The organism is Achromobacter sp. JD417 (genome assembly GCF_041879325.1).
GTDB lineage: Bacteria > Pseudomonadota > Gammaproteobacteria > Burkholderiales > Burkholderiaceae_B > Achromobacter > Achromobacter mucicolens.
In genome coordinates, this window is record NZ_CP087159.1 from 430840 (window position 1) to 443217 (window position 12378).

The following is a 12378-nucleotide window of genomic DNA, read 5'->3' on the forward strand; positions in this document are numbered from 1 at the left end:
CAGAACTCCATGCAGCAACAGCAGGGTTTAGGGCAGGGTCCTGGACAAAGTCCGGGGGCTGAAAGCCTAAGACCCGAAGGTCTGAGACCCCACGGTCTGAGGCCCAGTCTGGATCAGGATTTAATCGATCCGGACGTGGTGGAAGTTCTGGTGCTCAGTGACGCGGATCGCGCGGCGCTGAACGCTCAAGCCAGCCGTGGGCTCTTGTTGGCATTGGCGGCGCAAGGCGCCATGGGGCTCGCAGCAGCAGTAATAGCGGGGGTTGTAGGAGGGGCGGCGGCAGGTTGGTCGGCGCTGGCGGGGGCAGGAGCGTATTTCATACCCAATGCGTTGTTCGCATTGCGCCTGGCTGTCAGCGTTCGGGCCGGCAAGGCCAGTCCCTTTACCTTTCTCTCTGGTGAGTTGATCAAGTTGTTCGCAACGGCATTGCTGTTGTGGCTGCTTTCGCGTGTGACGCATGACTGGCTTGTGTGGCCTGCCGCGTTGCTCGGCCTGATACTCACCCTGAAAGGCTATCTCCTGCTTCTGATGTTCCGCAGGCTGTCTTAGCGCCGAGTAAGTTGCGGCAAACGAAATCGTGGAATCGTCCGGTTCGCAAGGACCGGGCATACAGCAAATAGGATAGGTTCAAATGGCTGCTGCCAGCGACGTGTCGCCTCAATCCGCGTATATTCAGCATCACTTGGTGCATCTGAACAATACCGGTGAGAAACAGAGCGCTATTGCTCAGTTCGACATCATCAATTACGACTCGTTGTTCTGGTCCGGCCTGATGGGCCTGATCGTCATTTTCTTCCTGTGGCGCGCTGCCCGCCGTGCGACCAGCGGTGTTCCTTCCCGCTTCCAGGCCTTCGTGGAAATGATCGTCGACATGGTCGACGACCAGGCCAAGGGCATCGTCCACAACGCCAAGAGCCGTCTTTTCATCGCCCCGCTGGCCCTGACCGTGTTCCTCTGGATCATCCTGATGAACGCGCTGGACCTGCTGCCCGTCGACCTGCTGCCCTCCATCTGGCGCCTGACCGGCCTGGGTGCTGAGCACGGCGATCCCCTCTATTACCACCGCATCCTCCCGACCGCCGACCTGAACGTGCCGATGGGCATGTCGCTGGGCGTGCTGCTCCTGATGTTCTACTACGGCATCAAGATCAAGAAGCCGGGCGGTTTCGTCAAAGAACTGTTCACCGCGCCGTTCCATGCGCATGGCCTGGGCGCCATCGTGCTGGCCCCGTTCAACCTGCTGCTGAACCTGATCGAATACGCCGCCAAGTCCGTATCGCTGGGCATGCGGTTGTTCGGCAACATGTTCGCCGGCGAACTGATCTTCATGCTGATCGCCCTCCTGGGCGGCGCCTGGACCGGCTTCAACGGCGCCAGCATCGGCTTGGGCATCGGCCACATCCTGGCCGGCTCGATCTGGGCAATCTTCCACATCCTGATCGTTCTGCTCCAGGCCTTCATCTTCATGATGCTGACGCTGGTGTATCTCGGCCAGGCTCACGAAGGCCACTGATCCCCCGAATTTCCGGCGTCGGCCACCCGGCCGGCACCGGATAGCAAGATTATCTTGCATTGAGCTGTACCTCTTATTTTTCAATTTTTGACTTCAGATTTCTAACCAAGGAGTTGTCATGACCAACGTCGCTTTCGTTGCCCTCGCTTGCGGTCTTATCATCGGTCTGGGCGCTATCGGCGCTTGCATCGGCATCGCACTGATGGGCGGCAAGTATCTGGAAGCTTCGGCTCGTCAGCCTGAACTGATGAACGCTCTGCAAACGAAGATGTTCCTGCTGGCTGGCCTGATCGACGCGGCATTCCTGATCGGCGTGGGTATCGCCATGCTGTTCGCCTTCGCCAACCCGTTCGTCGGCTAAGGCACCGCCCGCCGGCAAATAGGTGGGTCATGACGCTGGCGGCGATGAGAGCAACGGCTCCATCGCCGGTCAGCAAAGTATCGAGTGCTCCGCGACGCCCCTTTCCGGGTGCGGTCGGAGCCGAAAGGTGTTAAAGGAACGACCGTGAATCTGAACGCGACGATCATTTTCCAGATGCTCGTGTTCTTCGTTCTGGGCTGGTTCACGATGAAATTCGTGTGGCCTCCCCTGACGAAGGCGATGGACGAGCGCCGCCAAAAAATCGCCGACGGCCTGGCCGCCGCCGAGAAGGGCAAAGCCGACCTGGCTCAAGCCCAGGCGCGCGTCAGTCTGATCGAGGCTTCTGCCAAGTCCGAAAACCACGCACGCATCATCGAGGCCGAGAAGCAAGCCGCCTCCCTGATCGAGCAGGCCCGCCGCGAAGCGGAAGCCGAACGTGCCCGCATCGTGGCGCAGGCTGCCCAGGATGCCGCGCAGGAAGTCCAGCGCGCCCGCGAAGCGTTGCGCGACGACGTCGCCGCGCTGGCCGTCAAGGGTGCTGAACAGATCCTCAAGCGCGAGGTTGACGCCCGCGCACACGCCGAGCTGCTGAACCAGCTCCGCGCGCAGCTCTAATCCGGGACCGTCATGGCTGAACTTTCCACTGTTGCCCGGCCCTACGCTGAAGCGCTCTTCAGCGCAGCGCGCGACGACAAGGCCGGTCTGCCGGCGTGGGCCGACCTGGTCAGCGAAATGTCGCAGGTCGCCTCCAACCCCGACGTGCGCGAGGCCATGGCCGATCCGCGTCTGGGCGACAAGCAGCGCGTCGAACTGTTTACCGGCCTGATCAAGGCCGATTTGCCGCAAGCCGCCCGTAATTTCATCGAGCTGCTGGTCGAAAACGACCGGCTGCTGCTGCTGCCCGAGATCGCCTCGCAATTCGTCGCGCTGCGGAATCGTCACGAAGGCACGGCGCAGGCGGAAATCACCAGCGCGTTCGAGCTGAGCGATGCCCAGGTCAAGGATCTGGTCGCCGCGCTCGAACAAAAATTCGGCCTCAAGCTCAAGCCCAGCGTTACCGTCGACCCGTCGTTGATCGGCGGCGTGCGCGTGGCCGTCGGCGACCAGGTGCTCGATACTTCCGTACAAGCCCAATTGGTCCGCATGCGCGATCAGCTCGCCGCTTAAGGCTACTAACAGGATTCCAGGAGTCAATATGCAACTCAATCCCTCCGAGATCAGCGAACTGCTCAAGAGCCGCATCGAGGGCCTGGGCGCTTCGGCTGATGTCCGTACTCAGGGCACCGTCGTGTCCGTGACCGACGGTATTACCCGCATCCACGGCCTGTCGGACGTGATGCAGGGCGAAATGCTCGAATTCCCCAACAACGTTTTCGGTCTGGCGCTCAACCTCGAGCGTGATTCCGTCGGCGCCGTTATTCTCGGCGACTACACCGGCGTTTCCGAAGGCGACCAGGTCAAGACGACCGGCCGCATTCTGGAAGTTCCGGTTGGTCCGGAACTGAAAGGCCGCGTGGTCAACACGCTGGGCGAGCCGATCGACGGCAAGGGCCCGGTCAACGCCAAGGCCACCGACATCATCGAAAAAGTGGCGCCTGGCGTTATCGCCCGCCGCTCGGTGTCGCAGCCGCTGCAAACCGGCATCAAGGCTATCGACTCGATGGTTCCCATCGGCCGTGGCCAGCGCGAACTGATCATTGGCGACCGCCAGACCGGCAAGACCGCCGTGGCCGTCGACACGATCATCAGCCAGAAGGGCAAGGGCGTCACCTGCGTGTACGTCGCTATCGGCCAGAAGGCTTCGACGATCAACAACGTGGTCCGCAAGCTCGAAGAGCACGGCGCGATGGAATACACCATCGTCGTGGCCGCCTCGGCTTCCGACTCCGCCGCCATGCAGTACCTGGCCGCCTACGCCGGCTGCACGATGGGCGAATACTTCCGCGATCGCGGCGAAGACGCCCTGATCGTCTATGACGACCTGACCAAGCAAGCCTGGGCCTACCGCCAGGTCTCGCTGCTGCTGCGCCGTCCGCCGGGCCGCGAAGCCTACCCGGGCGACGTGTTCTACCTGCACTCGCGTCTGCTCGAGCGTGCCGCTCGCGTCAACGAAGAGTACGTCGAGAAGTTCACCGAAGGCGCCGTCAAGGGCAAGACCGGCTCGCTGACCGCGCTGCCGATCATCGAAACCCAGGCAGGCGACGTGTCGGCCTTCGTTCCGACCAACGTGATCTCGATCACCGACGGCCAGATCTTCCTGGAAACCGACCTGTTCAACGCCGGTGTTCGCCCCGCAATCAACGCCGGTATCTCGGTGTCCCGCGTCGGTGGCGCTGCCCAGACCAAGGTCGTCAAGAAGCTGTCCGGCGGTATCCGTACCGACCTGGCGCAGTACCGTGAACTGGCCGCTTTCGCGCAGTTTGCCTCCGACCTGGACGACGCGACCCGCCGCCAGCTCGAGCGCGGCAAGCGCGTCGTTGAACTGCTCAAGCAGCCGCAATACCAGCCGCTGCAGGTGTGGGAACTGGCCGTCACGCTGTACACGGTCAACAACGGCTACCTGGATGACGTGGACGTGGCCCAAGTGCTGTCGTTCGAGAAGTCGCTGAAGGATCAGCTCAAGGCCAAGCACGCGGCCCTGATCCAGCGCATCGAAGACACCAAGGAACTGTCCAAGGACGACGAGGCCGAACTGGCCGCCGCCGTTCAGGAATTCAAGAAGCACGGTGCTTTTTAAGAAAGTGATGGGTTAGGCGTCCAAGGCGCCTCACCCATCCTTCCCGGATGGTTGAGGCGCGAGCGGAACCCATCGGCCAGTCTTCACAGGAAAGCGCAATGCCCGGAATTAAGGAAATCCGAACCAAGATCAAGAGCGTGCAAAACACGCGCAAGATCACCAAGGCGATGGAAATGGTCGCCGCATCCAAGATGCGCAAGGCGCAGGAACGGATGCGTGCTGGCCGTCCGTACGCCACCAAGGTGCGCGAGATTGCTGCGCACCTGATGCAGGCCAATCCCGAGTACAGCCACCCGTACCTGGTCGAACGCGAAATCAAGGCGGTCGGCGTGGTCATGGTGACGACCGACAAGGGTTTGTGCGGCGGCTTGAACACCAACATCACCCGCGTGACGTTGGCCAAGCTGAAAGAGTTCGAGAAAAACGGCATCGCCGTGCAAGCGACCGCTTTCGGCAACAAGGGCGTGGGTGTGCTGACCCGTATCGGCGCCAAACTGGTTTCCCAGGAAGTGCAACTGGGCGACAAGCCGCAACTGGACCGCCTGCTGGGCGCGATCAAGGTGCAGCTGGACGCCTACCTGGAAGGCCGTATCGACGCGCTGTACGTGGCCTCGACCCGCTTCGTCAACACGATGAAGCAAGAGCCTCTGTTCCTGCGTCTGCTGCCGCTGGCCAGCGGTTTGGAAGATCCGTACCAGACGGGCGCCGAAAGCCTGGCCAAGACCTCGGAAGTGAAGTCGGAATACAGCTGGGATTACATCTACGAACCCGACGCCCGTAGCGTGATCGACGACCTGCTGCAGCGTTACGTTGAAGGCCTGCTGTACCAAGCCGTGGCCGAGAACATGGCTTCGGAGCAGTCGGCCCGGATGGTCGCCATGAAGGCGGCGTCGGACAACGCCAAGAAGGTCATCGGCGATCTGCAACTGGTCTACAACAAGACCCGTCAGGCCGCGATCACCAAAGAAATTTCGGAAATCGTAGGGGGCGCTGCCGCCGTTTGAGGCAGGCAGCATCCCGTCAAAAGCTATCAAGCAAGGAATCGACATGAGCAACGGAACCATCGTTCAGTGCATCGGCGCCGTGGTGGATATTCAGTTCCCCCGCGATCAAATGCCCAAGATCTATGAAGCGCTTACTCTGGCCGACGAGGGTTCCTCGTTCGCCGAAAAGGGTCTGACGCTGGAAGTGCAGCAACAGCTGGGCGACGGCGTGGTGCGTACCATTGCGCTGGGCTCCAGCGACGGCCTGCGCCGCGGCATGAAGGTCACCGGCACGGGCGCCCCGATCTCGGTGCCCGTCGGCACCGGCACGCTGGGCCGCATCATGGACGTGCTGGGTCGTCCCATCGACGAAGCCGGCCCGATCCAGCACGAAGAAAAGCGTGGTATCCACCAAGCCGCTCCCCGTTTCGACGAACTGTCGCCGTCGGTGGAACTGCTGGAAACCGGCATCAAGGTTATTGACCTGGTGTGCCCGTTCGCCAAGGGCGGCAAGGTCGGCCTGTTCGGCGGCGCCGGCGTGGGCAAGACCGTGAACATGATGGAACTCATCAACAACATCGCCAAGCAGCACAGCGGTTTGTCGGTGTTTGCCGGCGTGGGTGAGCGTACCCGTGAAGGCAACGACTTCTACCACGAAATGGAAGAGTCGAACGTTCTGGACAAGGTCGCGATGGTGTTCGGTCAGATGAACGAACCTCCCGGCAACCGTCTGCGCGTGGCGCTGACCGGCCTGACGATGGCCGAGAAGTTCCGTGACGAAGGCCGCGACATCCTGTTCTTCGTGGACAACATCTACCGCTACACGCTGGCCGGTACCGAAGTGTCCGCACTGCTGGGCCGTATGCCGTCCGCCGTGGGTTACCAACCCACGCTGGCCGAGGAAATGGGCAAGCTGCAAGAGCGCATCACCTCGACCAAGACCGGCTCGATCACCTCGATCCAGGCCGTGTACGTCCCTGCGGACGACTTGACCGACCCGTCGCCTGCCACGACCTTCCAGCATTTGGACTCGACCGTCGTGCTGTCGCGTGACATCGCCGCCCTGGGTATCTACCCGGCCGTCGACCCGCTGGATTCGTCCAGCCGTCAGCTCGACCCGCAAGTCGTCGGCGAAGAGCACTACGCCGTGGCCCGTGGCGTGCAGCAGACGCTGCAGCGCTACAAGGAACTGCGCGACATCATCGCGATTCTGGGCATGGACGAACTGTCGCCGGAAGACAAGCAGGCCGTGGCCCGCGCACGTAAGATCCAGCGCTTCCTGTCGCAGCCGTTCCACGTCGCCGAAGTGTTCACCGGTTCGCCCGGCAAGTACGTTCCGCTGGCCGAAACCATCCGTGGTTTCAAGATGATCGTCAACGGCGAGTGCGATGCCCTGCCGGAACAGGCGTTCTACATGGTCGGTTCGATCGACGAGGCCTTCGAGAAGGCCAAGAAACTGCAATAAGGAACCGATATGGCTACCCTGCATGTGGATGTGGTCAGCGCAGAGGAAGCGATCTTCACCGGTGAGGCGAAGTTCGTGGTTCTGCCTGGCGAGTCGGGTGAACTGGGCATTCTGCCCGGCCACACCCCGCTGATCTCGCGCATACGCCCCGGAACGGTCAAGATCGTTCGTGCCGACCAAGGCGAGGAAAACATCTTCGTCGCCGGGGGTATCCTGGAAGTTCAGCCGGGCAGCGTGACGGTTCTGGCCGACACGGCTATCCGTGCCGCCGACCTCGACGAAGCCCGCGCCCTGGAAGCGCGCCAGAAGGCCGAACTGGCCCTGGCCAATGCCAAGGACAAGGCGGACATCGCTGTCGTCGAAGCCGAGCTCGCCATGCTGGCTGCACAAGCCATCGCGGCGCGCAAGCTGCGCCAAGGCGGCCGCTCGCACTAAGCGGCAACGCGGTTCTCCGGGCCTGCCCCGGACACGAAAGAAGCGGCCCCCGGGCCGCTTTTTTCATGGGGGTGCGAAACTGCGAAAGCCGTGCGGACGCCCCGTCACGGTCAGCCGCAATGCGTTCACTACGAATAGTCGCGGCGGTGTTGCAACAGTAGCCTTCAGTTTTGCGATGCAAACGAGGAAGGCATGCGAGACGTGCTGGATTGCGGGGTGCTGATGGCGCCCGATCATGAAACGACGATGGGCGCCTGGGTCGAAGGCCATCAGGGCAGGGTGACGCGCGTGCGGCTGCATGCGGTGTCCCTGGCGCCGCCGCCAGACTCCCTTGCCCGGCAGTCGCTGACGCTGCGGCGTTACGACGCCTGCATCCTGCCCGTGGCGCCGGGTTCGCTCGCGTGGGCCCGCATGGCCCTGCAGCAAGCCAGCAGCGCGCTCTCCACCCCCATTCTGCTGATGATCCACGACGTGAAGGCGCCAGCGATTCTCGATCTGCTCAGCTTGGGCGCGGCCGATTTCATCGGCCAGCCGGTGTGCCTGGAAAGCCTGCGCGTACGGCTGGTTCGCCTCGCCCGCCGCAGCGCCTTGCCGGGCGCCGGCGCGACGGGCGGGGTCCATGAGCGCCGTGCCAGCTATCTGAGCGCCGACGCGCCGACGGGCGGCGCCGGGCATGCGCTCGCCGGGCAACGCTTCTCCGACGCCGGCGAGCTTGAGCGCGCGCCGCTCTCGCATCACGCGTCCCACGCATTGCTCGGGCGTCATTCGCCTCATGCGCAACACCCGTCTATCGGTCCCCACGCGGCGTCCGCGCGTCCCAGGGTGGCCGTCGATGTCATCGAACACGCCTTGAGCAGCATGCGCCACCAATACAAGCGGGGCGCGCCAGAGACCTTTCGCGCGGCGAAGGCGCAGGTGGTGAACGGATTCGAGCGCGAATACATCCGCCATGCGCTGTCGCGTCACGGGGGCAACGTGGCCCAGGCAGCGCGCGCGTGCGCCAAGCACCGCCGGGCGTTCTGGGCGCTGATGCGCAAGCACGGCATAGAAGCCGCACCCTACCGCCAGGCCGCGCAGGCGGCCGCCCTGCAGCACGAAGGCGGCTAAGGCGCAAAGGCGCCAACCCGTCCCCTGCGCTGCCCCTTGCGCGTGCGCAATCGCCAGGATACGGCCGCCGCGCGCCTTGCCGGCCAGGGGAAGTAAACTCACGGCTTCCGATCATCGAGGTTAGCCGTGTCCGCTCCCCGTTTGAAGAACGATGTGTTCTTGCGCGCCCTGATGCGCGAACCCGTGCCTTATACCCCCATCTGGCTGATGCGCCAGGCGGGCCGCTATCTGCCCGAGTACCGCGAGACGCGCGCGCGTGCGGGCTCGTTCATGGGCCTGGCGCAGAATCCAGACTTTGCTTCGGAAGTCACGCTGCAGCCGTTGGAACGCTATGACCTGGACGCGGCCATCCTGTTCTCGGACATCCTGACCGTGCCGCACGCGATGGGTCTGGGGCTGGACTTCGCCGAAGGCGAGGGCCCGCGGTTTGCGCATCCCATCCGCACCGAAGAGGACGTCGCGCGCCTGGCGGTGCCCGACATGGACAAGCTGCGCTACGTGTTCGATGCGGTCAGCACCATCCGGCGCGATCTTGACGGCAAGGTGCCGCTGATAGGTTTTGCCGGCAGCCCCTGGACCATCGCCTGCTACATGGTTGAAGGCAAGGGCAGCGACGACTACCGCCTCATCAAGACCCTGCTGTACTCGCGCCCGGATCTGCTTCATCGCATCCTCGAGATCAACGCCGAAGCTACCCTGCAATACCTGAATGGCCAGATCGCCGCGGGCGCTCAGGCCGTCATGCTGTTCGACAGCTGGGGCGGTGTGCTGGCCGATGGCCTCTTTCAGCAGTTCTCGCTGGCCTACACGAAGAAGGTCGTGGCGGGCCTGACCCGCGAGCACGAAGGCCGGCGCGTGCCCGTCATCGTGTTCACGAAGGGCGGCGGCCAATGGCTTGAAGATATCGCGGCCTGTGGCAGCGACGCCGTGGGCCTGGACTGGACGGTGGATCTGGCGGCGGCCCGCCGGCGCACCGGGGATTCGGTCGCGTTCCAGGGCAATCTGGATCCGATGGCGCTCTTTGGTGGCGCCAGCGCCATCCGCAAAGAGGCGCGACGGGTGCTGGACGCGTTCGGGCCGGTGGGCAAGGGCGGCCATGTGTTCAATCTGGGGCATGGCATTTCGCGCTTCACTCCGCCAGAAGCGGTAGCTGAATTGGTCGATGAAGTCCACCAACACAGTCGCGCCCTGCACGCGTAAGTAAGTGAACGCTTCGGCCCGAAGGGCCGAAGCAAGCAGGCCGCGAAGGCGACTTGTGCACAATAAATTCGGCCTCGGGGAAAACCCTTCCCAAGCTGGCTTACATTCTTGAAACCGGCCTCAAGTGCCTGTTTTATATCGGAAAATGTCGCTTATCAACAGGGATGCAATAGTTTGTGCATTCTTGCCATATTCCATTTTTCGATGTTGCTCTTGCCTTTTCCCCAAAGTTATCCACAGGCGTCGGTGGATCAATGGCGTCCGGGCAGGCGACAATCGTCCCATGCCGCGCCTGGCGCTTCCCATCCTTTCGGCTAGTCCTATTTCAGTAGATGAATGTCCCCCGATTCCCTGCCTGACGCGCAAGTAAAGCCCGACTCCTCAGCGGTATGCTGGGTGCGCGTCGCGCTGGACGTGCCGTTGCCTGGCCCGTTCGATTACCGCAGCGATGCGCCGATCGCCGTCGGCCTGCGGGTGATCGTTCCGTTCGGCCGGCGCAAGATGATCGGGGTGGTCGTCGACAATCCCGCCGAACCTTCTTTCGAGCCCAAGCAGATCCGGCCCATCGAGGCGGTGCTGGACGATCTGCCGCCGTTCGACGAGGCGTGGTTGCGCATGGCGCGCTTTGCCGCCGACTACTATCAGCGGCCCCTGGGCGAGGTGATGCTGCCCACGCTGCCGCCGCCGCTGCGCAAGCCCACGTCCTATCAGGGCAAGCGGTCCGGGGAAGGGCCCGTGGCGCGCATGGATGCGCGCAAGCGCAAGACCGTGCGCGCGCCGGCCACGCCCGACCAGCCGCCCGCGCTGAACGACGCGCAGGAAGCCGCGGTGCAAGCCATTGGCGCGCTGGACGGATTCAAGCCGGTGCTGCTGCATGGCGTGACGGGAAGCGGCAAGACCGAGGTCTACCTGCGTGCCGCCGAAAAGGTCCTGGCGGCGGGGCGGCAGGTGCTGTTGCTTGTCCCGGAAATCAACCTGACGCCGCAGCTTGAAGCCGCGCTGCGGGCCCGCCTGGAGTCGCTGGTCGGGCCCGAGGGGCTGGCGGTCATGCACAGCGGCCTGTCCGACGGCGAGCGGCTGCAGGCCTGGACCCGCGCCCATCGCGGGCAAGCCCGCATGCTGCTGGGCACGCGCATGTCGATCTTCGCGCCGCTGACGCAGCTGGGGCTGATCGTGGTCGACGAGGAACACGACGCCTCCTACAAGCAGCAGGACGGACTGCGTTATTCGGCGCGCGACCTGGCCGTGTGGCGCGCTCATGATCTGAACATCCCAGTCGTGCTGGGCTCGGCCACGCCGTCGCTGGAGACCTGGCAGCACGCCGAGCGCGGCCGCTACCTGCGCCTGACGCTGCCGGGCCGCGCCCGCTCCAGCGAACTGCCCAAGATCCGGCTGGTGGACACGCGCCGCCTGCAAATGAAGCAAGGCCTGTCGCCGCAGCTCGTCGAGGCCATCGGCCAGCGGCTCGAGCGCAAGGAACAGGTGCTGATCTTCCTGAACCGGCGCGGCTATTCGCCCGTCCTGCACTGCCAGTCCTGCGCCTGGGTCAGCAACTGCCCGCGCTGCACGGCCTTTACCGTGCTGCATCGCACCGATGGCCGCGACCATCGCCTGCAGTGCCATCACTGCGGATACCAGGCCCCCGTGCCGCGCGCCTGCCCCGAATGCGGCGACCAGGACTTGGCGCCGATGGGCCGCGGCACCCAGCGTGTCGAGGAACACCTGGCCGAACTCTTTCCCGAGGCGCGCATCCTGCGCATCGACGCCGACAGCACACGCAAGAAGGGCAGTGCCGAGGCGCTGTTCGCGTCCGTGCACGCCGGCGAGGTCGACATCCTGGTGGGCACGCAGATGGTGGCCAAGGGCCACGACTTTGCGCGCTTGGGACTGGTGGGCGTGCTGAACGCGGATTCGATGCTGTTCGCCCATGATTTCCGCGCGCCCGAGCGCCTGTTTGCGCAATTGATGCAGGTGGCCGGCCGCGCGGGCCGCCACCAGGGCAACGGAGAAGTCCTGATCCAGACCGGCTACCCCGAGCAGCCGGTGTATCAGGCCCTGCTGCGCCACGATTACGCCGGATTCGCGCGCCATGCGCTGCACGAGCGCGAAAGCACCGGGCTTCCGCCCTTCGTTTACCAGGCGTTGCTGACCGCCGAAGCGCGCGAGCTCAAGGTGGCCCAGGCGTTCCTGGAGCAGGCGCGCGTGCTGCCCGAGGGCGAGTGGGCCGCCGATTTTCCGGGCATGGACGCGATCATGCTGTATGACCCCGTGCCGCTGCGCGTGGTCCGCGTGGCCAACATCGAGCGCGCCCAACTGCTGGCCGAAAGCAGCAGCCGGCCGGCCCTGCAGGCGTTTCTGGCTTCGTGGTCGCACCACCTGCCTTATCTGGCCAACGAGGCGCGCGTGCGCTGGCAGCTCGAGGTCGATCCGCTGGAAATCTGATCGGCGGTGAAGCGGGACGTTCGTGCGCTGGGGCGCTGCGGGAACAGTTCGCCGCTGCGACGAGGCGGCGGTGTTGCGCACCCGCGGCCACGCGGGGCGCCTCTGCGGTCACCCGCCGATGCGCCATCGACCCGA

Annotated in this window: 12 protein-coding genes; all 12 read left to right on the forward strand. The window is 64.1% G+C overall.

The genetic code is table 11. The annotated features are described in order from the left end of the window. Positions 1–135 precede the first annotated feature (135 nt). Positions 136–549 (forward strand): ATP synthase subunit I, encoded by a 414-nt coding sequence (locus tag LN047_RS01960; protein WP_063955419.1) that lies wholly within the window; start codon positions 136–138, stop codon positions 547–549. Between the two features lie 82 nt (positions 550–631). Next, on the forward strand, positions 632–1513 hold the full coding sequence (atpB, locus tag LN047_RS01965; RefSeq protein ID WP_056327613.1) for a F0F1 ATP synthase subunit A: 882 nt from the start codon (positions 632–634) through the stop codon (positions 1511–1513). 118 nt (positions 1514–1631) lie between these two features. After that, positions 1632–1874: a F0F1 ATP synthase subunit C gene (gene atpE / locus LN047_RS01970; RefSeq protein WP_003815363.1), complete on the forward strand. Its 243-nt coding sequence runs from the start codon at positions 1632–1634 to the stop codon at positions 1872–1874. A gap of 144 nt (positions 1875–2018) precedes the next feature. Beyond that, positions 2019–2489: a F0F1 ATP synthase subunit B gene (locus tag LN047_RS01975; RefSeq protein WP_008167494.1), complete on the forward strand. Its 471-nt coding sequence runs from the start codon at positions 2019–2021 to the stop codon at positions 2487–2489. A gap of 12 nt (positions 2490–2501) precedes the next feature. Further along, positions 2502–3041, forward strand: coding sequence for a F0F1 ATP synthase subunit delta (locus LN047_RS01980; RefSeq protein ID WP_056327612.1), 540 nt, complete (start codon positions 2502–2504; stop codon positions 3039–3041). A 28-nt stretch (positions 3042–3069) separates the two neighbouring features. Next, positions 3070–4611: a F0F1 ATP synthase subunit alpha gene (gene atpA / locus LN047_RS01985; RefSeq protein WP_056327611.1), complete on the forward strand. Its 1542-nt coding sequence runs from the start codon at positions 3070–3072 to the stop codon at positions 4609–4611. A gap of 98 nt (positions 4612–4709) precedes the next feature. Then, complete coding sequence (gene atpG, locus LN047_RS01990) at positions 4710–5615, forward strand: F0F1 ATP synthase subunit gamma (RefSeq protein ID WP_008167500.1); 906 nt, start codon at positions 4710–4712, stop codon at positions 5613–5615. Between the two features lie 43 nt (positions 5616–5658). Beyond that, entirely contained in the window at positions 5659–7059 is a 1401-nt protein-coding gene (gene atpD, locus LN047_RS01995; RefSeq protein WP_056327610.1) for a F0F1 ATP synthase subunit beta, read from the forward strand. 9 nt (positions 7060–7068) lie between these two features. Next, the gene (locus tag LN047_RS02000) at positions 7069–7494 is read left to right on the forward strand and encodes a F0F1 ATP synthase subunit epsilon (protein ID WP_056327609.1); all 426 of its coding nucleotides are present in this window, start codon (positions 7069–7071) and stop codon (positions 7492–7494) included. 192 nt (positions 7495–7686) lie between these two features. Further along, positions 7687–8601, forward strand: a complete 915-nt coding sequence (locus LN047_RS02005) for a helix-turn-helix domain-containing protein (RefSeq protein WP_373981052.1) — start codon at positions 7687–7689, stop codon at positions 8599–8601. 126 nt (positions 8602–8727) lie between these two features. Continuing rightward, on the forward strand, positions 8728–9801 hold the full coding sequence (hemE, locus tag LN047_RS02010) for a uroporphyrinogen decarboxylase (RefSeq protein WP_108697056.1): 1074 nt from the start codon (positions 8728–8730) through the stop codon (positions 9799–9801). A gap of 336 nt (positions 9802–10137) precedes the next feature. Then, positions 10138–12243: a primosomal protein N' gene (locus tag LN047_RS02015; protein WP_373981053.1), complete on the forward strand. Its 2106-nt coding sequence runs from the start codon at positions 10138–10140 to the stop codon at positions 12241–12243. Positions 12244–12378 lie beyond the last annotated feature (135 nt).